Raw genomic sequence first — 25338 nt, 5'->3', positions numbered from 1 at the left:
AAGTCTGTGATGTCCGGCTCGGGCCGGTTCAGGCTGTCCGACCGCGCCGCGCGAGGAGGCGTACCACGCCGTCGCCGATGAGCTGGATCACCGTGACGAGCACGATCAGCACCACCACGGTGGCGATCATGAAGCCGGTCTCGAAGCGCTGGAAGCCGTACGTGATGGCCTTGGAGCCGAGGCCCTCGCCGCCGACCGCGCCGGCCATGGCCGAGTAGCCGATCAGGGTGATCACGGTGGTGGTGACGGCGGCGATCAGCGAGGGCAGCGCCTGCGGGAGGAGCACCTTGCCGACCAGGGTCGGGATGCCGCCGCCCATGGACTCGACGGCTTCGACCAGGCCGTGGTCCACCTCGCGGACGGCGGTCTCGACGAGCCGGGCGAAGAAGGGGATGGCACCGATGGCAAGCGGGACGATCATGGCGGTGGGGCCGATGAAGGTGCCGACGATCGCCGTGGTGACCGGGATCAGGAAGATCAGCAGGATGATGAAGGGCAGCGAGCGGCCCATGTTCACGATCACGCCGAGGATCTTGTTGACCGCGCGGTTCTGGAGCAGGCCGCCCTTGTCGGTCAGGACGAGCAGGATGCCGATGGGCAGCCCGCCCAGGATGGTCACCAGGGCGGACCACAGCACCATGTAGAGGGTGTCGAAGGTGCCCTGCGTGAGCAGCGGCTGCATTTCGGACCAGGTCACTTCGCACCATCCTTGACCAGCTCGGCCAGTTCGCCGTCGACGTCCGTCCCCGCGTCCGCGTCTGCGTCCACGTCCACGTCCGTGTAGGGGGCCGGGTACGTGTCCGCTTCCACCACGTCCACCTGCAGGCCCTGCTCGCGCAGGAAGCCGACGGGTACGACGTTGTCCTCGTAGCGGCCGGGCAGTTCGATGCGCATGCGGCCGATCTGGCGGCCGGCGACGGTGTCCATCGCGGCGCCGAGGATCGATATGTCGATGTTGTAGGTCCGGGCCAGCTGGGAGATGACCGGCTGGGTCGCGGTCTCGCCGTGGAAGGTGACGTCGATGACCGTGTGCTCCGCGGTGGTCGCGGAACCGGTCAGCGGGAACAGTTCGTGGGCGAGTTCGGAGCCGGGGGTGGCCAGCAGCTCGGTGACCTTGCCGGCCTCGACGATCCGGCCCTGCCGCATGAGGGCGGCCGAGTCGCAGACGGACTTGACCACGTCCATCTCGTGCGTGATGAGCAGGACGGTCAGGCCCAGCTGGCGGTTGAGGTCGCGCAGCAGCTGGAGGATCTGGCGGGTGGTCTCGGGGTCCAGAGCGCTGGTGGCCTCGTCGGAGAGCAGCACCTTGGGGTCGCCGGCCAGGGCGCGGGCGATGCCGACGCGCTGCTTCTGGCCGCCGGAGAGCTGACCGGGGTAGGACTTGGCCTTGTCGGCGAGGCCGACGAGGTCGAGCAGTTCGGCGGCCTTGCGGGAGCGCTCGCGGCCGGATATCCCGAGGATCTCCAGGGGCAGCTCGACGTTGCCCTGCACGGTGCGCGAGGACAGCAGGTTGAAGTGCTGGAAGACCATGCCGATGCGACTGCGGGCCTCGCGGAGCTCCTTGCCGGCGCGGCGGCCTCGGCCGGCGAGGGCGGTGAGGTCGACCCCGTCGACGGACACGGTGCCGGTGGTGGGGCGCTCCAGCAGGTTCACGCAGCGGATCAGGGAGGACTTTCCGGCGCCGCTCTGGCCGATGACTCCGTAGACCTCGCCCTGGCGGACGTGCAGGTCGACGCCGTCCAGGGCGGTGACCTCGCGGCCACGGGACTGGTAGACCTTCGTGAGGCCCGATGTGGTGATCACAGGATTTCCGTCGCTGTCGAGTGCGCGGCGCAGCGGGTGCCGGGCACGGGGCATACATCTGGGGACGCGATACGGGGCGAACCATCGGAAATCGACGGCTTCGGCGCATGCGCGGGGCAGGAGCGTTCCGGGTTCACACGGGGGTGCCGGGAGCTGCTCGGCCGGTCTCGCTTCGGGGCGTGAGACCTGGGGCAGGGGCCCTCAGAAGGCGCGCATTCGACACATACAACGAGCACCGGGCGTCATCGTCGCCTCGGTCGCAAGGGTGCGGCTGCTCGTCGTGGTCATGGGCCCAGTAAACCAGACGTTCCCCGTCACCGATCAAAGCCGTCCGAATAGCGGACGGATTTCGGCCGCATACCGGACAACACCGGTCAGGGCCGATCGTCCGTCTCGATCGTCAGGCCATCGGCTCCGACCAGCACGGACACGGCCGAAAGGTCCCGTACGACCACGTCCGCGTCGAGTTCGGCGGCCGGGTGCGTTGTGGTCAAGGCCACGGTGGTCATCCCGGCGGCGCGGCCCGCGGCCAGGCCGGCGGGGGCGTCCTCGAAGACCGCGCAGCGTGCCGGGTCCACCCCGAGCCGGGCGGCCGCCAGCAAGAAGGGCTCCGGGTCGGGCTTGCCGCGGGTGATGTCGTCGGCGGCCACCAGCTCCGCGCCCCCCTCCTTCCCGGCGGCGATGCCGACCTCCCGCAGCCGGGCCTCGGCCAGCGGGCGGGTCGCGGAGGTGACGACGGCCCAGCGGCCGGCGGGCAGGGCGGAGAGCAGCTCCTTGGTGCCGGGGAGCAGGACCACGCCGCCCGCCACGTCCTCGGTCTCCAGCACCTCGATGCGGGCGAGCGCTTCGGCCCGTACGTCCTCGGGCAGGAGGTCGGCGATGATCTCCACGGCCGGGCGGCCGTGGAGTTCCACCGCGGCGAAGGCCTCCTCGGTGATCCCGTACTCCCGGGCCCAGCGGGTCCAGCAGCGGTGCACCGACTCCATCGAGGAGACGAGCGTGCCGTCGTTGTCGAACAGCAGCGCGTCGAATTGCGGACCGAGCTTCCCGTGCAGCAGGTTCATGCTTTCAAGGAAAGCCCGGGGCAGGGGTGAGCGCATCGGGTCTTTCGGCCCGTAATACCCTCGCTGCATGCTCGACGCCCTGACGCTCGCCATCGGCGTGGCCGCACTCGCCCTCGCCGCCTGGTGCGGATTCGCCGCCTCGCGGGACCAGCCGACCAAGGACTGGCACTTCATCGGCATGGCCGTGGTGACCGTCCTGGTCCTGGCCCAGCTGGTGATCGGCCTGGTCCAGCTGGCCCGGGGAGAGAAGCCCGGCCAGGGCACGGTGCTCTTCCTCGCCTATCTGGTGGGCGCCTTCGCGACCATCCCGGCCGCGGGGCTGCTCTCGCTGAGCGAGCGGACCAAATGGGGTTCGGTGACGGTGGCCGCGGGAGCGGTCGTCCTCGCCGTGCTCGAAGTACGGCTCTACGACATCTGGGGAAACACCGGTGCCTGATACCGACACGGACGCCACGGCCACCGCCACCCCGCCCGGCGGGCGAAAGCGCCTGGTCACCGGGCCGGGAGTGCTGCTGGTCTGGCTCTACGGAGTGATCACCGTCGGCGCGGTCTCGCGCTCGATCTACCAGATCTCCACCGAGTTCGACCGGGCGCCGCTCGCGTACTCGCTGTCGGGCGCGGCCGCGCTGGTCTACGCGTTCATCACGTACTCGCTGGTGCGCGGCGGGGAGACGGCCCGCAAGGCGGCGCTGATCTGCTGCGCCGCCGAGCTGACCGGCGTACTCGTCGTGGGCGCCTGGACCCTGGCGCGGCCCGAGGCCTTCCCCGACGCGACCGTGTGGTCGGACTTCGGGATGGGCTACCTGTTCATCCCGGTGATCCTGCCGATCACCGGGATGCTCTGGCTCCGCGCGAAGCGCTAGACGTTAGGCGTCAGGCGTCAGGCGCAGGTACTCAGAGGTGCTCAGGCGCTGACCGCGAAGTCGGTGGCCTCCTTGGCCTCCTTCTCCAGGATCACCAGGCGGACGCCGTCGGACGCGGTGCGCCCGCCGACCTGGGTGTAGCCGGCCTTGCGGTAGAGCCGCAGGTTCGACTCGCTCTTGTGGCCGGTGAGCAGCCGGAAGCGGGTGGTCGCGTCGTTCCCCGACAGCGCCACCTCGACCGCGCTCAGCAGCCGGGCGCCGAGGCCGTGACCCTGGAGCCGGGGGTGCACGCAGAGCTTGGCGATCTTGCCGGTGCCCTCCTCGTCGACGGTGCCGCGCACGGCTCCGACGATCTCCTCCCCGAGCCGGGCGACCAGGACGGTGTCCGTGGCGAGCTCGGCCTTGAGGGAGTCCAGGGACTGGGTGAGCGGCTGGATGCGGTAGTTGCCGTACAGCTCGGCCTCGCTCTGGAACGCCAGATACTGCAGCTTGATGATCTGCTCGGCATCCTCGGCGTCTGCCGCCGAAATGGTCACGCTCATGCCCATGTGCGCATGCCTCCCGCTCACCTGGTGGCCTGTTGGTCTACCGCTCCATTCCCCGAAGGGCCGGAGCCGCAACCTCTACGGCCAGCATTCTGCGCAGACATCCCAGGCATCGGGAACGGACGGGCCCCAAACTTCCTTGTGAGATACCCAACTCTCCTGCGATTTCACGGTAGGTGAGGTCCCTGGGCGATAGAAGTGCCCTCATCAGCTCCGGACACCTTCCGGGCAATCGGGCGACCGCCGATCGGAGGGCCCGGTTCTCCTCGCCGTGCAGCAGGGCGTCTTCCGGTTCCGTGCCCGTACTGGTACGGGCCCCCGCGCCGGACCCGCCCTCCGCCGAGTGCTGACGGTGGCCGTACGGGACTTCGTGCCGGGCCCGGCGCCGCGCCCGGCGGGCCTCCCCGCGCACCGCCCGGCGCAGCCAGTCGGCGGGTTCGGCGGGGATGCGGCGGTGCTCCAGCAGCCTGACCCAGACGGCTTGTTCCAGGTCGGCGGCGTCCACCCCGGTGCCCGCGGTCTCGGCGGCGGCTTCGGCCGAGAGCAGCGGGCGGAGCGTTTCGAACAGGTCGGGGAGATCAGCCTTCAGCGGGTCCATGCCGGGCGGGACGCGAAGGCCGTGCCGGGCGGTTTCCCCGCCGGGCACGGCCCACTCGTACGAGAAGCTCCGGCCGGCCGTTGACGTCAGCCGTCGGCGGTCTGCCGTCGGCGCCTAGCCCCTGTCGCCGCGGCCCGGGCGGAAGGCCTCCGCCGCGAGCAGTCCGGTGTCGGGGTGGTCGGTGAAGATGCCGTCGATGCCCTGCTCGAAGTACGCCTTGAAGGCGCCGAAGGCATCCCCGTAGGCCGTCGGGTCGGTGCCCTTGCGGTAGTCGGCCGGCAGGAAGCTGTTCTCGTTGCGCGCGGTGTAGGGATGCAGGATCAGCGCCTGCGCGTGGGCGTCGGCGACCAGGGTGGTCGGGGCGCCGAGCTTGCCGGCCGCATCGCGCGGCAGGATCAGGTCCATGGTCGGCCCGATGCCCTGGGCGAAGCCGGCGATCCACCGCAGCCCCTCGGGCTTGACCAGATCGGCGACCGTCCGCGGGTCCTTGGCCAGCTCGAAGTCCCACGGGCGGCTGCCGGCCGCCGAGAGGAGCACCACGCGCGGGCTGGAGACCAGCCGGGAGAGCCGCTGGATGCTGGAGGGTTCGAAGGACTGCAGGAAGAGCGGGGCGCCCCGGCCGTCGCGTCCGTAGCGGCGCAGCAGTTTGGCGAGGGGCTCCTCCAAGGCGAGGCCCAGGCCGCGGAAGTAGCTGGGGTGCTTGGTCTCCACGTGCAGCCACACGCGCTTGCCGCGCCGCCGGCCCTCGCGGTCGGCCCAGCGGAGCACCTCTTCGAAGGTGGGGACGTCCCAGCGGCCGTCGTAGAGCGTGTTGCGCTGCCGGAGGGCGGGGATGCGCTCCTTCGCGCGCAGGGTCTTCAGCTCGGCGAGGGTGAAGTCCTCGGTGAACCAGCCCGTGACCGTGACCCCGTCGATCGTCTTGGTCGTCCTGCGGGCGGCGAACCCGGGGTGGTCGGCGACGTCCGTCGTGCCGCCGATCTCGTTCTCGTGGCGGCACACCAGGTGGCCGTCCTTGGTGGGCACGAGGTCCTGTTCGACGACGTCGGCGCCGAGGTCGAGCGCGAGCTGGTAGGACCCGAGCGTGTGCTCGGGCCGGTAGCCGCTGGCTCCCCGGTGCCCGATGACCGTGGGCACCGGCAGGTCCCGGTAGCCGCCGCCCCGACCGCCTCCCGCGCCTCCCCCGTGGCCGCTCTCCGCCGCCGCGGCCGGACCGCCGCCCGCGACGAGCCCGCCGAAGGCTCCGCCCGCCGCGACGACGGCCGCGCCCAGTACAGTGCGCCGCGCTGCCCCACCCTGCGTCATGTGTGCCACTCCCCCTCGGAACCAGGGCCGGGCGTCCCGGGATCTCCGGGGCCTACGGTCCGAATCCGCGTGCCGATGGTAGGCAAGCGCCGATGGCGGGCGGGGGTGCGCGGGCGGAACATGGCGGAAACGTGCGTCAACACTGCGTATCCACCTCGTGAACCCGATGTGCGATCAGAGCTGACCCGCGAGTATCGTCCTCACCTGCACTACCGCCGCGTGGTGGGTGCGAGAACCCTAGCTTTTCGATGCCGGAGGGCCCACGTTGTTCCGTACGCGCCTGATCAAAGCCACTGTCGGACCCGTCATGCGCCTGATGTTCCGCACTCGCGTCGAGGGCATCGAGAACATTCCGGGCACCGGTCCGGTGATCCTCGCGGGCAACCACCTCACCTTCATCGACTCGATGATCCTGCCGCTGGTGTGCGACCGCACGGTCCACTTCATCGGCAAGGACGAGTACGTCACCGGCAAGGGCATCAAGGGCCGGGCCATGGCCTGGTTCTTCACCGGCGCCGGCATGATCCCCGTGGACCGCGACGGTGCCAACGGCGGAGTCGCCGCCCTGATGACCGGCCGCCGGATCCTCGAAGAGGGCAAGATCTTCGGCATCTACCCGGAGGGCACCCGCTCCCCCGACGGCCGCCTCTACCGGGGCCGGACCGGCATCGCCCGCCTGACCCTGATGACCGGCGCGCCCGTCGTCCCCTTCGCGATGATCGGCACCGACAAGCTCCAGCCCGGCGGCGCCGGCATGCCGCGCCCGGGCCGGGTCACCGTCCGGTTCGGCGAGGCGATGGAGTTCTCCCGCTACGAGGGCATGGACCGCGACCGCTACGTGCTGCGCGCCGTCACCGACTCGGTGATGGCCGAGGTCATGCGGCTCTCCGGCCAGGAGTACGTGGACATGTACGCGACCAAGGCCAAGGCGGCCTGAAGCCGGGCTACTGCCGTTGCAGTGACCGGCTGACGCCCGCCGCGGTCGTCGTGGCGAGGACCCAGCCGGTCACGATCAGCAGGTACGACAGCCACTGGTACCAGCCGCTCGGCGTGTAGGCCGCCTCCTGGCCGAAGCTGATGATCGGCACCATCAGGTCGATCGTGTAGAAGACCGGGTTGAACTCCGGGGACTCCCCCGCCTTCAGTTCCCGCGGCGGGTGGAACCAGTAGGCGGCCGTCCCCGTGAGCAGCAGCGCCAGCAGCCAGCCGGCGGCGCGCAGCGGCCGGAATCCGTAGCCGACGGTGGCGTCCTGGAGCAGCCCCCAGACCCTGGCGTGCCGGGGCAGCGTCCGACGGTGGCGACGCAGTTTGGCGAGTTGTACGGTCCGGGCGCCCGCCTCGTCGCCGACCGTGCGGTAGGCCGCGGCGAGCTGTTCGTAGGCGTACGGGAGGTAGCCCGACTCCTCGCGCTCCAGGGCGGGCAGCCGCTGCTCGGCTGGGACGTGCGGGCTGAGGGCGCGGTAGGTGAGTCCCTCGATGCGGATCCGCCGGGGCCAGGTCTCGGGTGGTACGTGCAGCAGGTCGAACTGGGAGCGTCGCAGGTTCATCGTGCCCTGGACGCACTCGCGGCCGCTCAGCCACACCTCGCCGATCGCGCAGCTGGAGGCGCGCAGGGCGACGCCGCCGGGCTGGATGAGCCGGGCGTCGGCCAGGTAGAGCTGGCCGGGGATCTTGGATCCGGTGAGGTTGAACATTCCCCGCGACTCCAGCCCCCTTGCCCGCACGTCGGTGCCGACGGTCAGGGTTTCGGCGTGCAGGGCTATCGCTCCGGGGGCGAGGAGCCGGGCGTTGTTCAGGTTGATCTGGCCGCCGACGGTGGCGCCGTTGATGCGGGTCTGGCCGTGGACGGTGAGGTCCATGGCGATGACGTCGGTTCCGATGTCGGCGTGGTTGAACTGGAGCGCCGCCTCCTGGCCCTCCTCGGCCGGGCCCGCCGTGCCGATGACCGCCTTCTGGAGGAAGAGTCCGCCTGCTATCCGGGCACCGGCGAGGCGTACCGGCCCGGTGATGCGGCAGCAGGACAGCTTGAGCGCTATGTCGACGCTGACGGTGGAGGCGGTCAGGCCGGGCAGGGCCGAGTCGCTCAGTGACACGATCCTCAACCGGGCGCCGTAGAGAATGGGTTTGCGCTCGAACCAGCAGGCCCGCAGCCGGATCGCGTGCTCGATGTCGGCGTACTTGAGGTTGAGCTTGCCGGTGATCCGGGCGCCCCGGACATTGAGTCCGGGGACCTGCCCGTCGAGCGGGGCCGCGCCGCGCAGCAGCAAGTGGGCGAGGACTTCGGCGCGTACGGTCCGGCCGGGTCCCCACGAGGCGCCGTCAACGGCCTCCTCGTTGCGGTCCTCCCGGAAATCGACGCCTTCCCCGCGGGGGAAGGCGTCCCATACGCGGCGCTCCGCCGGGGTCAAGTCGTTGATCTCCATCGCCGGGATGGTGTCCCGCGGCTCCACGGACTGTCAACTCCGTGCGGGACACCACCCTCTGGCGTGGCGTCAGTGCTCGATGCCGTCCTGGAGCTCCTGCCCCTTGAGCAGGAACCAGGCGGCCACGGCGGTGGCCAGCAGGACGGCCGCGCCGACGCCGGAGGCCAGTCGCAGGCCGTCCACGAAGGCCTCCTGGGCGGCGCCGACCATCTGCTGGGCGGTCTGCGGGTCCAGCGACTTGGCCGCTTCGACCGCGCCGCCGAGCGACTCGTGGGCGGCGTCGGCGACGGGGCCGCTGACGGAGGCGGGGGCGGTGAAGCCCTGGTAGACGCCGGTGACGACCGAGCCGAGCAGGGCGATGCCGAGGGCGGCGCCCAGTTCGTATGCGGTCTCGGAGACGGCCGAGGCGGAACCGGCCTGCTCCTTGGGGACGCTGGAGAGGATCACGTCGGCGGTGACGGTGAAGGAGAAGCCGGCGCCGAGTCCGACGAGGAGCAGGGCCGCGCCGAGCAGCGGGTAGCCGGTCTCCTTGTGGATCACGGTCAGCGCGGCCAGGGCGATGCCGATGGCGGCGAGGCCTCCGGTCACGATGGCCCGTACCCCGTACTTGCGGGCGTACTTGCCCGCGACCAGGCCGGTGACCACGGCGCCGACGGCGGCGGGCAGTTCGGCGAGGCCCGCCTCCAGCGGGTCGCGGCCCTGGACGAGCTGGAGGAACTGGGAGAGGAAGAAGACCAGTCCGGACAGGCCGAAGACGGTGAGCAGGTCGGCGAGGACCGCGCCGGAGAAGCCGCGGTGCTTGAACAGCCGCATGTCGAGGAGCGGGGCCGGCAGCGTGAACTGGCGGCGTACGAAGGTGTAGAGCGCGCCCGCTCCGATGACGGCGGCCGCCCACACCTCCCAGCCCATGCCGTGCGTGGCGACCTGCTTGACGGCGTAGACCACGCCGATGATGCCGACGAGGGAGAGGCCGACGCTGAACAGGTCCCAGGGGCCGGCGACCGGGTTCTTGGACTCGGGCAGCAGCTTGATGCCGACGATGACCAGGACGATCATCACGGGGACGTTGATGAGGAAGACCGAGCCCCACCAGAAGTGCTGGAGCAGGGCTCCGCCGACCACCGGACCGACGGCCGCGCCGGCCGAGGCGGTGGCGCCCCAGATGCCGATGGCGAGGCTGCGCTCCTTGGGGTCGTGGAAGATGTTGCGGATCAGCGCGAGGGTGGAGGGCATCAGGGTCGCGCCGGCCACGCCGAGCAGGGCCCGGGCGATGATCATCATCTCGGGGCTGGTGGCGTAGGCGTTGAGGACCGAGACGGCGCCGAAGGCGGTCGCGCCGACGAGGAGGAGCTTCTTGCGGCCGATCCGGTCGCCGAGGGAGCCCATGGAGACGAGCAGGCCGGCGATGACGAAGGAGTAGATGTCGCCGATCCACAGGAGCTGGGTGCCCGACGGCTTCAGGTCCTCGCTGAGGGCGGGCGTGGCGAGACCGAGCACGGTGGCGTCGACGGCGACCAGCAGGACGGCCAGCACGAGCACGGAGAGCGCGAGCCAGCGCCCGGGGCTCCGGCCCTGGGCACCCTTGGTCAGGGTCAGCTGTTCGGTACGGCTCATTTCTCCACACTCCGTCGTGCGCCACCGAGCAGCAACTCGGTGATCATGTACTGAAAGTCCTTGGCCGCGACCCGGCCGTCCATGACGGCCCAGGCGCAGGCGCCGATGAGGCTGTAAAGGGCCTCGGTGAGCCAGGCGGGGCTCAGGTCGATCCGGATGTCGCCCTCGCGCTGGCCGCGCCGGAAGAGCTCGCCGACGCGTGCGTCGAGGCGGGACCAGCCCTCGTTGACCTGGTCTCCCTCGAAGAGCTGGTTCTCGGTGACGAGGAAGGCCAGCAGCTCGGCGTTGGGCTCCGCTTCGGCGATGAGCCTGCGGAGCGCGTCGATCGCCGTGCCCTCGCCGAGGCGGGCGTTGTCGAAGGCCACCTCGAATTCCCGGATCCCGAGCTCTTCGAGCGCCCGTACGAGGGCGTCGCGCCCGGCGAAGTGCCGGTGGAGGGTCGCGCGGCCGATGCCGGCGGCCCTCGCGACCTCGTCCATCGTGGCGGTCGATTTGCGGGAGAGCAGGGCGGCGGCGGCGCGGAGCACCTGATCACGATCCATGGCCATGAGACAAGCATAACCCAAATGAGACGTTGCCGTCTCATCGAATAAATGAGCTGCCCCTCGGGGCGACGAGAGGAATCCTTCCGGAATGATCAGGATGACGGGGAAAACGGGGAAGACGACCATGAAGCCGCTGCTGCTCATCGACGTGGACGGCCCGCTGAACCCCTACGCGGCCAAGCCGCAGCGCCGCCCCGAGGGGTACACCACCCACCGCATGCGGCCGACCGGCTGGACGCAGGCCGAGAGCGCCAAGCCGCTGCGGGTCTGGCTGAATCCCGGCCACGGCGACGAGCTGCTCACGCTCGCGGAGGCGTACGAACTGGTCTGGGCGACCACCTGGAAGGGCGAGGCGAACGAGTGGATAGGCCCGCACCTGGGGCTGCCCGAACTGCCCTGGATCGACTGGCCGCAGATGCACGGGCGCGCACCGCGCGGGACGTTCTGGAAGACCCAGTACATCCTTGAGTACGCGGGCGAGCGGCCCTTCGCCTGGATCGACGACGACATCACGGACATGGACCGCGCCTACGTGGAGCAGCGCCACCCCGCGCACGCGCTGCTGTTGCGGATCGACGAGCGGATCGGGCTGGTCCGGGCCGACTTCGACGCCCTGGCGGACTGGGCCCGGTAACGCCGCAGGGGCGGCCGGGGCCCGAAAGGCTCCGACCGCCCCTCCGGGCAGACCGTCAGTTCTTGTGCGCCGCCCAGGCGTGCTGGATGACCAGGTCGGCCTTCAGCTCCGTGAGCTGGATCGCGACCGCCGACGGGGCGGTGCCGCCGCGGCCGTCGCGGGAGGCCAGCGCGCCCTTGACGTTGAGGACCTTGCGGACCTCCGGGGTCAGGTGCTCCGAGATCTTCGCGAACTGCTCGTCCGTCAGCTCGTCGAGCTCGATGCCGAGCCCCTCGCACTCCTTGACGCACTCGCCGGCCACCTCGTGCGCCACCCGGAACGGCACATTCTGCTTGACCAGCCACTCCGCGATGTCGGTGGCGAGCGAGAAGCCGGCGGGGGCCAGCGCCTCCATCCGCTCCCGGTTGATCGTGAGGGTGGCCATCATCCCGGTGAAGGCCGGCAGCAGGACTTCGAGGGTGTCGCAGGAGTCGAAGACCGGCTCCTTGTCCTCCTGGAGGTCACGGTTGTAGGCCAGGGGAAGGGCCTTCAGGGTGGCCAGCAGGCCCGTCAGGTTGCCGATGAGGCGGCCCGACTTGCCGCGCGCCAGCTCCGCGATGTCCGGGTTCTTCTTCTGCGGCATGATCGACGACCCGGTGGAGAAGGCGTCGTGCAGGGTGACGAAGGAGAACTCCTTCGTGTTCCAGATGATGATCTCCTCCGCGATCCGGGACAGGTTGATCCCGATCATCGCGGTGACGAAGGCGAACTCGGCGACGAAGTCGCGCGAGGCCGTGCCGTCGATGGAGTTGCCGACCGAGCCCCGCTCGAAGCCCAGGTCGGCGGCGACCGCCTCCGGGTCCAGGCCGAGCGAGGAGCCCGCCAGGGCGCCCGAGCCGTACGGGGAGACCGCGGTCCGGGTGTCCCACTGGCGCAGCCGCTCCGCGTCCCGGGACAGGGCCTGCACGTGGGCCAGTACGTGGTGGGCGAAGAGCACCGGCTGCGCGTGCTGCAGGTGGGTCCGGCCGGGCATGGCCACGTCGGCGTGCGCCTCGGCGAGGCCGACCAGCGCGTCCTGGAGGTCGGCGATCAGCCCGCCCACGATCCGGGCGTGGTCGCGCAGGTACATGCGGAAGAGGGTGGCGATCTGGTCGTTGCGCGACCGGCCGGCGCGCAGCTTGCCGCCGAGGTCGGCGCCGAGCCGCTCCAGCAGGCCCCGCTCCAGCGCGGTGTGGACGTCCTCGTCGGCGATGGTGCCGGTGAAGGAGCCGTTCTCCACGTCGACCGCGAGCTGGTCCAGGCCCGCGATCATGCGGCCGAGCTCGTCGGCCGTGAGCAGGCCCGCTTTGGCGAGCACGCGGGCGTGGGCCTTGGATCCCGCGATGTCGTACGGGGCCAGGCGCCAGTCGAAGTGGACCGACGCGGACAGCTTCGCGAGGGCCTCGGCCGGGCCGTCGGCGAACCGGGCGCCCCAGAGCCGGACGTCACCACCGTTGTTGCTGCTCACAGCTACTGCTCCTCAAGAACGTGCATGGCTTCGGATGTGCAACCGCCTCCCCGCCGCGGAGGTAACGGGGAGGCGGTTCGTACTACGGTCTACGGTCTACGGTCTGGCGTCAGGCGAGGTCGCGACGGGCCGCGATCTTCGAGGAGAGGCCGAAGATCTCGATGAAGCCCTGGGCCTTGGACTGGTCGAAGGTGTCGCCCGAGTCGTAGGTCGCGAGGTTGAAGTCGTACAGCGACTCGTCCGACTTCCGGCCGGTGACGACCGCGCGGCCGCCGTGCAGGGTCATCCGGATGTCGCCGCTGACGTGCTGGTTGGCCTCGCTGATGAAACCGTCCAGGGCCCGCTTCAGCGGGGAGAACCACAGGCCGTCGTAGACCATCTCGCCCCAGCGCTGCTCGACCTGCCGCTTGTAGCGGGCCAGCTCGCGCTCGACGGTGACGTTCTCCAGCTCCTGGTGGGCGGTGATCAGCGCGATCGCGCCCGGGGCCTCGTACACCTCGCGGGACTTGATGCCCACGAGCCGGTCCTCGACGATGTCGATCCGGCCGATGCCCTGGGCCCCGGCGCGCTCGTTGAGCTGCTGGATGGCCTGGAGCACGGTGACGGGCTTTCCGTCGATGGCGACCGGGACGCCCTCCTTGAAGGAGATGACGACCTCGTCGGCCTCGCGCGGCAGGGCCGGGTCCGCGGTGTACTCGTAGATGTCCTCGATCGGCGCGTTCCAGATGTCCTCCAGGAAGCCCGTCTCGACGGCGCGTCCGAAGACGTTCTGGTCGATGGAGTACGGGGACTTCTTGGTGGTCGCGATCGGCAGGTCCGCCTTCTCGGCGAAGGCGATGGCCTTGTCGCGGGTCATCGCGTAGTCGCGGACCGGGGCGATGCAGGTGAGGTCGGGGCCGAGGGCGGCGATGCCGGCCTCGAAGCGGACCTGGTCGTTGCCCTTGCCGGTGCAGCCGTGGGCGACGGTGCTCGCGCCGTGCTTGCGGGCGGCGGCCACGAGGTGCTTGACGATGGCCGGCCGCGAGAGGGCGGAGACCAGCGGGTAGCGGTCCATGTAGAGGGCGTTCGCCTTGATCGCCGGGAGGCAGTACTCGTCGGCGAACTCGTCCCTGGCGTCGGCGACCTCGGCCTCGACCGCACCGCAGGCGAGCGCCCGCTTGCGGATGACGTCCAGGTCCTCGCCGCCCTGGCCGACGTCCACCGCGACCGCGATGACCTCGGCGCCCGTCTCCTCGGCGATCCAGCCGATGGCGACGGAGGTGTCCAGACCGCCTGAATAGGCGAGTACGACGCGCTCGGCCACGGGGTTCTCCTTACACGGTGCATCCGCCGTTACGTCCAACAGCGGTAGGCATAACTATGCACTGGTCTGCATGTTTCGTCAATCGACGGGATAACAGGAGGTCAGCGGGGGTGTCGACCGCCTAGAGTGCGCGGATGGAGATGCTTCCGCCCCTGTCCCGGACCACATTCCGCTCACCCGCAGAGCGACTGCTGCACGGCAAGAGCCCCGCGCGCGCCCTCGACGGCGGCGGCCCGCAGGCATGGGCGGAGCTCGACACGAGCGTCAACTTCTCCACCTTCGAGCGCTACAAGGGGTGGACCTCCTCCGGCACCGTCCGGGTGGGCGTGCACTGGTTCGACGACCGTGAGATCGCCGACTGGAGCACCGCCCCGCACTGGCACGACGGACACGGGGTGACCTGGGCCGCCGCGCCCCCGGCCGCCCCCGAGCTCGCGCTCTGCCTGTGCCACGCCGACCCCCGGGTACGGGAGGCCGCCCTCGAACAGGCGGCCGGACGGCCCGAGGTCCTGGCCCTGGTGCTGATTCGGTGCGCCGACGGGGAGGAGCCCGTACGGGAGCGGGCGCGGGCGGTGCTGACCGCGGAACTGGACGCGGCCGCGGACGCGGCGGACCTCCTACGCGCCCTGGCGCCCCTCGCCCTGCTCGCGAGCACGCGCCGGTACGGCGCCTGGGCCTGGGAGCTGTGCCTGGAACGGCTCGGTTCGCCGCCCGCCGCCCTGATCGTCGAGCTGGCGCAGGACGCGGACGCGGGGATGCGCTTCGCCGCCGTCCGGGCCGCGCTGGCCCACGGGCTGCTCCCGGCGGACCGCGTCGCGGACCTCACCGGGGACCCCGACGCGCGCAACCGCCTCGCGGCGCTGCGCTCCGGGGAGCTCCCGGCCGAGCGGACGGCCCGGCTCGTGCTCACCGGGCTGACCCCCGAGGTCCGGCGGGAGGCCCTCGACCTGGCCCTGGAGGGCGGGATCCTGACGCCCGAGCGGCTGCTGGAAACCGCCGCCGCGAGCCGGGACCGCGTGGTGCGCAGGCGGTGCGAGGCGGCCGCCCGGCCGGCCCTGGACGCCCGATCCGCCTCGCTCCACGGCCCCCTCATCGACTCCCTGCTCGCCCTCCACGGCCGCGCGTCCCTGCGGGCGACCGCGGTCCGCGCCCTGCGCCCGGCCGGGCGGGCCGGCGAACTGCCCGCGCACCTGGCCGACCCCTCGGCGCGGGTACGGGAGGCGGCCCGCGGGGAGCTGCGCGCCGCCGGGCAGGACCCGCTGGCCCACTACCGCGCACGGTGCGCGGACTCCCCGGTGCCCGGGGAGGTGTTCGGGCTGGCCGAGGCCGGGGACGCCTCGGACCTGCCCCTGCTGCGGCTCCTCGCCCGGTCCCCCGAAGGGCGCGTGCGGGCCGCGGCCGTCCACGGCCTGCGCAGGCACGGCGCCACGACAGCGGAAGAGCTGCTGCCGTACCTGGCCGATCCGCATCCGCCCGCCGCCCGGGCGGCACGCTCGCTGGTGGTGCCGTACGCGGACACCCGGCCGGAGTCCTGGCTGCTGGAGCTGTTCGCGCCCGGCCGGCCCGAGCCCGTGCGGGCCGCGGCCCTGATCCTGCTCGAGCTGCGCCCGCTGCTGGTCCGGCGCCGGGTCGCCCGGTCCCTGACCTCCCACCGCGACCCGGCCGTGCGCGGCTGGGCCCGGCAGCTGCTGCAGCAGCGCCTGAAATGGGGGTTGTACCAGGGCCGGGACGCGGCGCGGGATTTCAAGGACTGGACGGGGACACCCCTGAACGAAGTCGTCGACACCGAGGACCCGGCCGCCTGGACCGCGCTGGACATCGGGGTGCGTCACATGGCCTCTTCCGACGCCGAGCCCTTCGCCGCCCGCACCGCGACCGCCCTGTGCCACTGGGACGGGCGGATCCGGGAGCGCGCCGTCGCCGAAGCCGCGGGCACCCCCGAGCTGCTGCCGCTGGTCGTCCTGCGCTGCGCCGACTGGACCCCGCAGGTCCGGGCGGCCGCCCGGCACGTCATCACGGAGGCGCTCCGGGAGGCCGGGGAGGAGACCCTTCGCGCCCTGACCCCGATGGTCCTGCACCTGGCGAAGCGGCGCGAAGGCCGCTGGGCCGTCGGGGCGTTCGAGGCCGCTCTGCGCGAGCCCCGGTACGCGGCGGCCCTGGCGGAGCTGTGTTCCCACCGCGACCTGCGGACCCGCCGGGCGGCCGTACGGATCACCCTGGAGGCCGCGGACTCCTTCACGGCCCCCGACCTGGCCCGGCGCGCCGCCGCGGAACCGGACGCGGTCCTGCGGGACCTGTGGACGCGGGCCGCGCTGGCCGCCATGGCCGCGCGCGGCCCCGACGACTCCGCGCTCGACGCGCTGCTGGCCTCCCGCAGCGGGTTCGTACGGGCGGCGGGCGTCACCGGCCTGCGCGCGGCCGGGCGCGCCGACGAGGCACCCCGCCACCTCGCCGACCCGTCGGGGACGGTCCGGGCCTGCGCCCGGTGGCTGCTCCGGCGGGACGGGGCCGACGCGCGCGCCGCGTACCTGCGGCTGTGCGCCGACTCCCCGGAGCCCGGGGCCGTGCTCGGGCTCGCCGAGTGCGGCGAACGGGCGGACTCCGCCGTGCTGACCGGCCTGCTCGGTCACCGGGACGGCACGGTCCGGGCGGCGGCCGTCGCGGGACTGCGACTGCTCGACGGGCCCGGACCCGGCACGGAGGCACTGACCGCACTGCTGGACGACCCGTCGGCGGCGGTGGTCCGGGAGGCGACCCGCTCGCTGCGCCCGCTGGCCGACCGGCTCCCGGTGGGCCCGCTGGTGGCACGCACCCTGCCGGAGCGCCCCGCGCACATCCGCCGGGCGGCCCTGCGGCTGCTGGCCGCCCGGGGCGCCGACGAGGGACTGCCGGCGCTGACCGCCGCGCTGGACGACCCCGACCCGGCACTGCGGCGGATCGCGCTGGACCTGCTGCGTGGATGGGACTGGCAGGCGACGGCCCGCCGGGAGACCATCGAACGGCCACAGCTGCGGGCTCTCTACAAGCAGTACTACTTCAAGCTCGACTGGGCCGAGATGCGCAGGACGCGTTTCTTCTGGTGAAAATGCGGTCCCGCCCCCTCCTCGCCGCACCGATAATCACACCATGGGAAAGCTCTACGATCGCATTGACAGCCGGCTCCGCACCTTCATCGAAGAACAGCCGATCTTCTTCACCGCCACCGCCCCGCTGTCCGGCGACGGGCATGTCAACCTCTCCCCCAAGGGCCGCGCCGGGACGCTCGTCGTCATCGACGAAACGACCCTCGCCTACCTGGACTTCGGCGGCAGCGGCGCCGAGACCATCGCGCACGTCCGCGAGAACGGCCGCATCACGCTGATGTGGTGCGCGTTCAGCGGGCCGCCGAACATCGTGCGCATCCACGGCGACGGTGAGGCGGTCTTCCGCGACGACCCGCGCTGGGACGGGCTGATCGAGCGGTTCGGGGACGCCGACGGGCCCTCGGCGCGCGCCGTCATCCTCGTGAGGACCCGGCGGATCGCCACCGTGTGCGGGTTCGCCGTGCCCTTGATGGACTACCAGGGCGAGCGCACGCTCCACGCGGAGTACTTCGGCCGCAAGACGGACGAGGAGTTCAACGAGTACTGCGAGAAGAAGGAGTTCATCGGAGTGAGCGTCGACGGCCTGCCTGCGCTGCCGCTGCCCCTTCCGCCCCGTACCGTCTGACGTGTGCTGCGTACCGCCTTCCTCGCCGCCTCACTGATCGTCACCAGCCTGCTGGTACAGGGCCCCCACGGCGACCCGCCGCTGCCCGTCCTGCTCGCCGACACCGGCGGCGGCAGCCAGCTGATCACCGCCGTGGCCCCGGCCCCCGGCTCCACGACCGGGCGCCTGACCTGGTGGGACCGGCGGGCGGGGCGCTGGCACGCGGCGGGCAGCGCCCCGGCCCGGTTCGGCGCGAACGGGCTGACCGAGGGCGCGACCCGGACCCAGGGCACGAACACCACCCCGGCCGGCCTGTACGCGCTCCCCTACGCCTTCGGCATCGCGCACGCCCCGGCCGGTACCGCGTACCGCTACCGGCGGGTGACCCCCGACTCCTGGTGGTGCCAGGACAACGCCTCGGAAAGCTACAACCGCTGGGTGGAGCCGCTGCCGGCGGACTGCGCGCCCGGCGAGGCGGAGCACCTGACCACGTACGAGAAGCAGTACGCGCACGCGCTGGTCATCGCCTTCAACTACGAGCACCCGGTACGGGGCCGGGGCGCGGGCATCTTCCTGCACGTGAACGGCAAGGGTGCGACGGCCGGCTGCGTCTCGGTCCCCGAGGACGCGATGCGCGCGGTGCTGCGCTGGGCGAACCCGCAGAGGCAGCCGCACATCGCGATCGGCACGGAGTCCGGCCCGCTCGACGTCACCCGCTACTAGGCCGGGTCCCGGAGTCGTCGGCGGGCTCGTCGGAGGCCCGGTAGTGGTAGGCGTCCTCCCACCAGTCGTCCCCGTCGCCCCAGGCGCCCCCGTCGTCCCCGTCCTCGGAGACGACCCGGTCCGCCCCGCGCCAACGGCCGTAGTCGTCGGCGCTGCGGTGCACGTGGACCCGCTGCTCCTCGTCCAGCGCGGCCACGGCGGGGTGGACCTCGGCCCGCATCCGGTCACCCAAGGGGTCGCCGCACTCCGTGCGAGTGAGGACGGCCCGGCGGGCGGCTTCGGCGTAGCAGAGCGACATCAGGCCCAGCGCGGTCACGGCAGCCGACGCCCATTGCACCGGTCCGTGCGGGCGGGAGAACACCAGCAGCTCGCCCACCACCATCCAGCACACCATGAGCAGGATCAGGCCCACGCAGCCGCAGCAGCCCCGGAGGCACCCGCGCTCCTCGTCCTGCGGCATGCGCGGGAGCTCGGGCAGCAGGGCGTCCAGTTCGGCGCGGTGGGCGGTGCGCCGGGCCCCGTACGCCTCGTCGTTCCGGTCGATCCAGCCGATCGACACGGGCTCGGGATCGTGTCGCCGCACCGCCTCCAGCAGGGCTGCGGGCAGCGGGTGGGAGGGGGTACGGGCGGGATCGCGGCCCGCCTCCGTCAGGAGCACGGCGCCTTCGCCGTCGATGCCGAGGTACCCGTCGAGGAGCAGTTCGGCGGCGGCCGCCACCGCCTGCCCGTGCGCCATCGCGGCGACGTGGTACGGCCCGAGGTCCAGGCCGGCGACCAGCCGGAGGATCTCGCGCCGGATCCGGGCCCGGCGCCGCCACCGCAGGGCGAGGGGCCCGTAGACGGCGGCGTTCATGACGAACACCGCAAGTACGAGGACGAGTTGGAGCACGCCCCGAGGCTATGTGCGGCGGCGCCGGACCGGCACCAGGTTTCCGGCGGGCCCGCGGCGGCTCAGCTCTCCTTCTGGGCCAGCCTCAGCAGGTGGTCGGCGAGGGCCTGGCCGCCCGCCGGGTCGCGGCTGATCAGCATCAGGGTGTCGTCGCCCGCGATGGTGCCGAGGATGGCCTGGAGTTCGGCCTGGTCGATCGCGGAGGCGAGGAACTGGGCCGCACCCGGCGGGGTGCGCAGGACCACGAGGTTCGCGGAGGCCTCGGCCGAGATCAGCAGCTCACCGGAGAGGCGCCGCATGCGCTCCTCCTTCGCCGACTCGCCGAGCGGTGCCTGCGGGGTGCGGAAGCCGCCCTCGCTGGGGACCGCGTAGATCAGCTCTCCGCCCGTGTTGCGGATCTTCACCGCGCCGAGCTCGTCGAGGTCGCGGCTGAGCGTCGCCTGGGTGACGCTCAGCCCGTCGTCGGCGAGCAGCTTGGCCAGCTGGCTCTGGGAGCGGACCGGCTGCCGGTTGAGGATGTCCACGATCCGGCGGTGGCGGGCGGTGCGGGTCTGCGGGACGGACTGGCCGTTCTGCTCGTGTTCCTGCGCCTGACTCATCGTCGTCCCATTCCCCGATTGATCATCCGTCCACGTCCGCGGCGGACTTCGCTGCGTCCAGCACGCCGGGCAGGGCCTGCAGGAACGCGTCCACCTCGGCCTCGGAGAGCACGTACGGAGGCATGAGCCGTACGACGTCGGGGGCGGGCGCGTTGACCAGGAAGCCGGCGTCCTGAGCCGCGCGCTGGACCTGCGGTGCGAGCGGCTCGGTCAGCACGATACCCAGCAGAAGGCCCGCGCCGCGGACGTGCGAGACGAGCGGGTGTGCGAATCCTTCGATTCCGGCCCGCAGCCGCTCGCCGCGCTCCTTGACCTGGTCGAGGAGCCCGTCGGCCGCGATGGTGTCGATCACGGCGAGGCCGGCGGCGCAGGCGACCGGGTTGCCGCCGAAGGTGGTGCCGTGCTGGCCGGGCTGGAGCAGGTCGGCCACGGGTCCGAAGGCGGCGACGGCGCCGATCGGCAGACCGCCGCCCAGGCCCTTCGCGAGTGTGACGACATCGGGCTCCACGCCCTCGTGGGCCTGGTGCTCGAACCACTGGCCGCAGCGGCCGATGCCGGTCTGCACCTCGTCGAGGACGAGCAGGGTGCCGGTGGCCCGGGTGATCTCACGGGCGGCCGTGAGGTAGCCGGCCGGGGGTACGACCACGCCGTTCTCGCCCTGGATCGGCTCGATGATCACGAACGCGGTCTCTTCGGTGACGGCGGCCCGCAGGGCCTCCACGTCGCCGTACGGAACGTGCGTGACGTCTCCGGGCAGCGGCAGGAACGGGTCCTGCTTCTTGGGCTGGCCGGTGAGCGCCAGGGCGCCCATGGTGCGGCCGTGGAAGCCGCCGTCGGTGGCGACCATGTGGGTCCGCCCGGTCAGCCGGCCGATCTTGAAGGCGGCCTCGACGGCCTCGGCACCGGAGTTGCAGAAGAAAACCTTGCCGGGGCGGCCGAAGAGCTGGAGCAGCCGCTCGCCGAGCGCGAGGACCGGCTCGGAGGCGTAGAGGTTGGAGACGTGGCCCAGGGTGGAGATCTGCTCGGTCACCGCGGTGACGATGGCCGGGTGCGCGTGGCCGAGGGCGTTGACCGCGATGCCGCCGACGAAGTCGGTGTACTGCTTGCCGTCCGCGTCCCAGACCTGGGCGCCGGAGCCGCGTACGAGGGCCAGCGCGGGGGTGCCGTAATTATTGGTCAGCGCGCCCTGCCAGCGGGCGGCGAACTCCTGGTTGCCGGTCATGCGGGGTCCCCTCCCTGTGTGTCGACTGCCTGTGTGTCAACTGCCTGCGTGCCGACTGCCTGTGTGCCGACTGCCTGTGCACCCTGGTCGTCGAGCACGACCATCGTGCCGATTCCCTCGTCCGTGAAGATCTCCAGCAGGATCGAGTGCTGGACCCGCCCGTCGATCACGCGGGCGGTGGTCACCCCGTTGCGGACGGCGTGCAGGCAGCCCTCCATCTTCGGGACCATGCCGCTGGACAGCTCGGGCAGCAGCTTCTCCAGCTGGCTGACGGTGAGCCTGCTGATGACCTCGTCGCTGTTGGGCCAGTCCGCGTAGAGCCCCTCCACGTCGGTGAGGACCATCAGCGTCTCGGCGCCGAGCGCGGCGGCGAGCGCCGCGGCGGCCGTGTCGGCGTTCACGTTGTACACGTGGTGGTCGTCGGCGCTGCGTGCGATGGAGGAGATGACCGGGATCCGGCCGTCCGCCAGCAGCGCTTCGATCGCGCCGGTGTCGATGGCGGTGATCTCGCCGACCCGCCCGATGTCGACGCTCTCGCCGTCGATCTCGGGCAGGTGCTTGGTGGCGGTGATGGTGTGCGCGTCCTCGCCGGTCATCCCGACGGCCAGCGGCCCGTGCTGGTTGAGCAGCCCGACCAGCTCGCGCTGGACCTGCCCGGCCAGGACCATCCGTACGACGTCCATCGCCTCGGGCGTGGTGACGCGCAGACCCGCCTTGAACTCGCTGACCAGGCCCTGCTTGTCGAGCTGGGCGTTGATCTGCGGGCCGCCGCCGTGCACGACGACCGGCTTGAGGCCGGCCTGGCGCAGGAAGACGACGTCCTGGGCGAAGGCGGCCTTCAGGTCCTCGTCGATCATGGCGTTGCCGCCGAACTTGATGACGACGACCTTGCCGTTGTGCCGGGTCAGCCAGGGCAGGGCCTCGATGAGGATCTCGGCCTTGGGCAGTGCGGTGTGCCTGCGTGCAGTGCTCATGAGGAGTACGCGCTGTTCTCGTGGACGTACTCGGCGGTCAGGTCGTTGGCCCAGATGACCGCGGACTCGGAACCGGTGGCCAGGTCGGCGGTGATGCGGACTTCGCGGCCCTTCATGCTGACCAGGTCGCGGTCCTCGCCGACCGAGCCGTTCTTGCAGACCCAGACGTCGTTGATGGCGACGTTCAGCCGGTCCGGGTCGAAGGCGGCCTTGGTGGTGCCGATCGCGGACAGCACGCGGCCCCAGTTGGGGTCCTCGCCGTGGATGGCGCACTTGAGCAGGTTGTTCCGGGCGATGGACCGGCCGACCTCGACCGCGTCCTCCTCGGTGGCCGCGCCGATGACCTCGATGCGGATGTCCTTGCTGGCACCCTCGGCGTCACCGATCAGCTGGCGGGCCAGGTCGTCGCAGACCGTGCGTACGGCCTCCGCGAACGCCTCGTACGCCGGCACCTGGCCGGAGGCGCCGGAGGCGAGCAGCAGCACCGTGTCGTTGGTGGACATGCACCCGTCGGAGTCGACCCGGTCGAAGGTGGTGCGGGTCGCGCCGCGCAGCGCCTTGTCGAGGGTGGCGCTGTCCACGTCGGCGTCGGTGGTGAGGACCACGAGCATGGTCGCCAGGCCCGGTGCGAGCATGCCCGCGCCCTTGGCCATGCCGCCGACGGTCCAGCCGTCCTGCGAGACGGTGGCCGTCTTGTGCACGGTGTCGGTGGTCTTGATGGCGATCGCGGCGGCCTCGCCGCCGTCGGCGGAGAGCGCGGCGGCCGCGGTCTCGATGCCGGGCAGCAGCTTGTCCATGGGGAGCAGGACGCCGATCAGGCCGGTGGACGCGACGGCGACCTCGCCGGCGTTGACCTCGCCGCCCGCGCCGAGCCCGTTCAGGGCCTCGGCGACCTTCTCGGCGGTGGCGTGGGTGTCCTGGAAGCCCTTGGGCCCGGTGCACGCGTTGGCGCCGCCGGAGTTGAGGACCACCGCGCTGACGGTGGCGCCGCGCAGGACCTGCTCGGACCAGTGGACGGGCGCGGCCTTGACCCGGTTGGAGGTGAAGACGCCCGCCGCGGCCAGGCGCGGCCCGTTGTTGACCACGAGGGCCAGGTCGGGATTGCCGTTCGCCTTGATCCCGGCGGCGATGCCGGCCGCCGTGAACCCCTGTGCTGCCGTGACGCTCACGGTGCGACTCCGATCGTGGAAAGACCCAGGCTCTCGTGAAGCCCCAGGGCGATGTTCATGCTCTGGACCGCGCCGCCGGCGGTGCCCTTGGTCAGGTTGTCGATGGCGCTGATCGCGATGATCCGCTGCGCGGCCTCGTCGTACGCGACCTGGATCTGAACGGCGTTGGAACCGTAGACGGACGCCGTCGCCGGCCACTGCCCCTCGGGCAGCAGGTGCACGAAGGGTTCGTCCGCGTAGGCCTTCTCGTACGCGGCGCGGACCGCGTCGGCCGTGGTGCCCGGCAGCGCCTTGGCGCTGCAGGTGGCCAGGATGCCGCGGGGCATCGGCGCCAGCGTGGGCGTGAAGGAGACGGAGACCCGCTGCCCGGCGACGGGGCTGAGGTTTTGCACCATCTCGGGCGTGTGGCGGTGGCCGCCGCCGACCCCGTACGGGCTCATGGAGCCCATGACCTCGGAGCCGAGCAGGTTCGGCTTGAGGGCCTTGCCGGCGCCGGAGGTGCCGGAGGCGGCGACGATCACGGCCTCGGGCTCGGCGAGCTGCGCGGCGTAGGCCGGGAACAGCGCGAGCGAGACGGCCGTCGGGTAGCAGCCGGGGACGGCGATGCGCTTGCTGCCGGCCAGGGCGGTACGGGCGCCGGGCAGTTCGGGAAGGCCGTAGGGCCAGGTCCCGGCGTGCGGGGCGCCGTAGAACTTGTCCCAGTCGGCGGAGTCCTGGAGCCGGTGGTCGGCGCCCATGTCGACGACGAGGACCTCCTCGCCCAGCTGGGCGGCCACGGCGGCGGACTGCCCGTGCGGAAGGGCCAGGAAGACGACATCATGACCGGAGAGCACCTCGGGCGTGGTCGGCTCCAGGATGCGTCCGGCCAGCGGCACCAGGTGCGGCTGGAGGGCGCCTAGCGGCTGCCCGGCGTTGGAGTTCGCGGTCAGCGCGCCGATCTCGACCTCGGGGTGGGCCAGCAGCAGGCGCAGCACCTCCCCGCCCGCGTATCCGCTCGCACCGGCCACCGCTACACGTACCACCATCGGACCCTCCTCCTCGATGGCATGACTATACGTACGACCGCACGTTTATGCAAAGCAGTCATCCGGCCTTGCTCCCCCAGTGTTACTCGCTTGTCCGTCCGATGATCACGGGTTACGTTCCCCGGGCACATATCGGGGGATCACAGCAGGTGGGGGACATGAGCGACGACGGGCTGACGATCACCAAGGGCGCCGCGATACGCCAGGGCCTCGCGGCCGTGGCGGTGCTCGGGGCCATGGGAATCGCCCTCTGGGTGGGCGGGGAATCGGTGAATGCGAGCGGGGAGCCGAAGCCCGTCACCTGCTCGCACGGGGAGCCCGAGAAGACGCCCGCGCCGACCCCGGTCGAGGCGGGGCACGTCTCCGGCGCCCAGCTGTGCGAGGCGCTGCACCGTCCGGATCTCGCCGATCTGCTGGGCACTCCCGGGGAGGCCGTGAAGAACGCGAACGGCGGCGGCAGCACCTTCAAGCCCGTCGGCAGCGACGAGGAGATCCACACCCCCTCGGGCGAGATCGAGTTCGAGACCTACACCGTGCACCTGAGGGCCTCGTACGACGGGCTGAGGGTCGCCACCGTGGCCAAGTTCCTCGGAGACGGCACGCTGCCGCTGACCGTCCTGGGGCGCCCGGCCGCCTACTACTCGGACCGCACCATCAGCATCAGCTTCAACCTGGGCGGCGGCGATGCCAGCACCGGCTCCGGTGTCCCGACCCGCACCCTGGTGGTGGCCCGGGGCCCGGAGGACGGCGGCGGCTCCTACGAGCTGACCCTGTGGCGCTCCGACGGCGCGGTGCCCGACGACGCGGTCGTGCTGCGCGTCGCCGAGACGGTGCTGCCGACGGTCCCGGGGTGGGCCGCCGCCGGGTGAG

Annotated in this window: 25 protein-coding genes; 8 read left to right on the top strand and 17 right to left on the bottom strand. The window is 71.9% G+C overall.

The features are described 5' to 3' along the window. Window positions 1-28 precede the first annotated feature (28 nt). The 3 genes from OG276_RS30915 to OG276_RS30905 all read right to left on the bottom strand — a co-directional run bounded on the left by OG276_RS30915 (window position 29) and on the right by OG276_RS30905 (window position 2867). On the bottom strand, window positions 29-697 hold the full coding sequence (locus tag OG276_RS30915) for a methionine ABC transporter permease (RefSeq protein WP_266910281.1): 669 nt from the start codon (window positions 695-697) through the stop codon (window positions 29-31). Next, the gene (locus tag OG276_RS30910) at window positions 694-1803 is read right to left on the bottom strand and encodes a methionine ABC transporter ATP-binding protein (protein ID WP_266910279.1); all 1110 of its coding nucleotides are present in this window, start codon (window positions 1801-1803) and stop codon (window positions 694-696) included. The genes OG276_RS30915 and OG276_RS30910 overlap by 4 nt, the downstream gene beginning before the upstream one ends. A gap of 374 nt (window positions 1804-2177) precedes the next feature. Then, the gene (locus tag OG276_RS30905; RefSeq protein WP_266910277.1) at window positions 2178-2867 is read right to left on the bottom strand and encodes an HAD-IA family hydrolase; all 690 of its coding nucleotides are present in this window, start codon (window positions 2865-2867) and stop codon (window positions 2178-2180) included. 67 nt (window positions 2868-2934) lie between these two features. Between OG276_RS30905 and OG276_RS30900 the strand changes: the two genes are divergently transcribed. Further along, a complete protein-coding gene (locus OG276_RS30900; RefSeq protein WP_266910275.1) occupies window positions 2935-3303 on the top strand; it encodes a hypothetical protein in 369 nt (122 codons plus the stop codon). After that, complete coding sequence (locus tag OG276_RS30895) at window positions 3296-3730, top strand: hypothetical protein (RefSeq protein WP_266910273.1); 435 nt, start codon at window positions 3296-3298, stop codon at window positions 3728-3730. Before OG276_RS30900 ends, OG276_RS30895 begins: the two co-directional genes overlap by 8 nt. Before the next feature lie 41 nt (window positions 3731-3771). Here OG276_RS30895 and OG276_RS30890 read toward each other — a convergent pair whose 3' ends face one another. The 3 genes from OG276_RS30890 to OG276_RS30880 all read right to left on the bottom strand — a co-directional run bounded on the left by OG276_RS30890 (window position 3772) and on the right by OG276_RS30880 (window position 6175). Next, window positions 3772-4278, bottom strand: coding sequence for a GNAT family N-acetyltransferase (locus tag OG276_RS30890; protein WP_266910271.1), 507 nt, complete (start codon window positions 4276-4278; stop codon window positions 3772-3774). Between the two features lie 37 nt (window positions 4279-4315). Next, on the bottom strand, window positions 4316-4873 hold the full coding sequence (locus OG276_RS30885; protein ID WP_266913267.1) for a sigma-70 family RNA polymerase sigma factor: 558 nt from the start codon (window positions 4871-4873) through the stop codon (window positions 4316-4318). Window positions 4874-4987: 114 nt separating this feature from the next. Further along, window positions 4988-6175: a glycerophosphodiester phosphodiesterase gene (locus OG276_RS30880; protein ID WP_266910269.1), complete on the bottom strand. Its 1188-nt coding sequence runs from the start codon at window positions 6173-6175 to the stop codon at window positions 4988-4990. Between the two features lie 307 nt (window positions 6176-6482). On the opposite strand from OG276_RS30880, the gene OG276_RS30875 reads away from it, so the two are divergent. Further along, window positions 6483-7112 carry a 1-acyl-sn-glycerol-3-phosphate acyltransferase gene (locus OG276_RS30875; RefSeq protein WP_250744673.1) on the top strand — a complete coding sequence of 210 codons (630 nt, stop codon included), beginning with the start codon at window positions 6483-6485 and terminating at the stop codon, window positions 7110-7112. A 7-nt stretch (window positions 7113-7119) separates the two neighbouring features. Here OG276_RS30875 and OG276_RS30870 read toward each other — a convergent pair whose 3' ends face one another. The 3 genes from OG276_RS30870 to OG276_RS30860 form a co-directional block, all read right to left on the bottom strand. Beyond that, the gene (locus OG276_RS30870; protein ID WP_266910267.1) at window positions 7120-8598 is read right to left on the bottom strand and encodes a membrane-associated oxidoreductase; all 1479 of its coding nucleotides are present in this window, start codon (window positions 8596-8598) and stop codon (window positions 7120-7122) included. A gap of 69 nt (window positions 8599-8667) precedes the next feature. Then, window positions 8668-10212: an MFS transporter gene (locus OG276_RS30865; protein ID WP_266910265.1), complete on the bottom strand. Its 1545-nt coding sequence runs from the start codon at window positions 10210-10212 to the stop codon at window positions 8668-8670. Beyond that, window positions 10209-10760, bottom strand: a complete 552-nt coding sequence (locus tag OG276_RS30860; RefSeq protein ID WP_266910263.1) for a TetR/AcrR family transcriptional regulator — start codon at window positions 10758-10760, stop codon at window positions 10209-10211. The genes OG276_RS30865 and OG276_RS30860 overlap by 4 nt, the downstream gene beginning before the upstream one ends. Window positions 10761-10881: 121 nt before the next feature. On the opposite strand from OG276_RS30860, the gene OG276_RS30855 reads away from it, so the two are divergent. Beyond that, complete coding sequence (locus tag OG276_RS30855) at window positions 10882-11391, top strand: HAD domain-containing protein (protein WP_266913265.1); 510 nt, start codon at window positions 10882-10884, stop codon at window positions 11389-11391. Between the two features lie 55 nt (window positions 11392-11446). Here OG276_RS30855 and argH read toward each other — a convergent pair whose 3' ends face one another. Together argH and OG276_RS30845 are read right to left on the bottom strand one after the other, a co-directional pair. Then, window positions 11447-12877 (bottom strand): argininosuccinate lyase, encoded by a 1431-nt coding sequence (argH, locus tag OG276_RS30850; protein ID WP_266910261.1) that lies wholly within the window; start codon window positions 12875-12877, stop codon window positions 11447-11449. A gap of 109 nt (window positions 12878-12986) precedes the next feature. Further along, window positions 12987-14180, bottom strand: a complete 1194-nt coding sequence (locus OG276_RS30845) for an argininosuccinate synthase (protein ID WP_266910259.1) — start codon at window positions 14178-14180, stop codon at window positions 12987-12989. Window positions 14181-14314: 134 nt separating this feature from the next. Between OG276_RS30845 and OG276_RS30840 the strand changes: the two genes are divergently transcribed. The 3 genes from OG276_RS30840 to OG276_RS30830 are packed head-to-tail and all read left to right on the top strand — an operon-like array spanning window position 14315 to window position 18590. Beyond that, window positions 14315-17263 carry a hypothetical protein gene (locus OG276_RS30840; RefSeq protein WP_266910257.1) on the top strand — a complete coding sequence of 983 codons (2949 nt, stop codon included), beginning with the start codon at window positions 14315-14317 and terminating at the stop codon, window positions 17261-17263. A 43-nt stretch (window positions 17264-17306) separates the two neighbouring features. Next, on the top strand, window positions 17307-17888 hold the full coding sequence (locus tag OG276_RS30835; protein ID WP_266910255.1) for a pyridoxamine 5'-phosphate oxidase family protein: 582 nt from the start codon (window positions 17307-17309) through the stop codon (window positions 17886-17888). Window positions 17889-17921: 33 nt separating this feature from the next. Continuing rightward, window positions 17922-18590 carry a L,D-transpeptidase gene (locus tag OG276_RS30830; protein WP_266913263.1) on the top strand — a complete coding sequence of 223 codons (669 nt, stop codon included), beginning with the start codon at window positions 17922-17924 and terminating at the stop codon, window positions 18588-18590. On the opposite strand, the gene OG276_RS30825 is transcribed toward OG276_RS30830, so the two are convergent. The 6 genes from OG276_RS30825 to argC form a co-directional block, all read right to left on the bottom strand. Beyond that, window positions 18577-19479: a hypothetical protein gene (locus OG276_RS30825; RefSeq protein WP_266910253.1), complete on the bottom strand. Its 903-nt coding sequence runs from the start codon at window positions 19477-19479 to the stop codon at window positions 18577-18579. The genes OG276_RS30830 and OG276_RS30825 overlap by 14 nt on opposite strands. A gap of 62 nt (window positions 19480-19541) precedes the next feature. After that, on the bottom strand, window positions 19542-20078 hold the full coding sequence (locus OG276_RS30820) for an arginine repressor (RefSeq protein ID WP_266910251.1): 537 nt from the start codon (window positions 20076-20078) through the stop codon (window positions 19542-19544). Window positions 20079-20100: 22 nt separating this feature from the next. Beyond that, window positions 20101-21300, bottom strand: coding sequence for an acetylornithine transaminase (locus tag OG276_RS30815; RefSeq protein WP_266910249.1), 1200 nt, complete (start codon window positions 21298-21300; stop codon window positions 20101-20103). Further along, window positions 21297-22274, bottom strand: a complete 978-nt coding sequence (gene argB / locus OG276_RS30810) for an acetylglutamate kinase (protein ID WP_266910248.1) — start codon at window positions 22272-22274, stop codon at window positions 21297-21299. Before argB ends, OG276_RS30815 begins: the two co-directional genes overlap by 4 nt. Then, window positions 22271-23443 carry a bifunctional glutamate N-acetyltransferase/amino-acid acetyltransferase ArgJ gene (gene argJ, locus OG276_RS30805; RefSeq protein WP_266910247.1) on the bottom strand — a complete coding sequence of 391 codons (1173 nt, stop codon included), beginning with the start codon at window positions 23441-23443 and terminating at the stop codon, window positions 22271-22273. The genes argB and argJ overlap by 4 nt, the downstream gene beginning before the upstream one ends. Next, window positions 23440-24468, bottom strand: a complete 1029-nt coding sequence (argC, locus tag OG276_RS30800; protein ID WP_266910245.1) for an N-acetyl-gamma-glutamyl-phosphate reductase — start codon at window positions 24466-24468, stop codon at window positions 23440-23442. Before argC ends, argJ begins: the two co-directional genes overlap by 4 nt. 158 nt (window positions 24469-24626) lie before the next feature. On the opposite strand from argC, the gene OG276_RS30795 reads away from it, so the two are divergent. After that, complete coding sequence (locus OG276_RS30795) at window positions 24627-25337, top strand: DUF6215 domain-containing protein (RefSeq protein ID WP_266910243.1); 711 nt, start codon at window positions 24627-24629, stop codon at window positions 25335-25337. Window position 25338: the final 1 nt, after the last annotated feature.

This window comes from Streptomyces sp. NBC_00086 (genome assembly GCF_026343255.1).
Taxonomy (GTDB): Bacteria; Actinomycetota; Actinomycetes; order Streptomycetales; family Streptomycetaceae; genus Streptomyces.
This window is presented reverse-complemented; position numbering and strand designations above follow the sequence as displayed.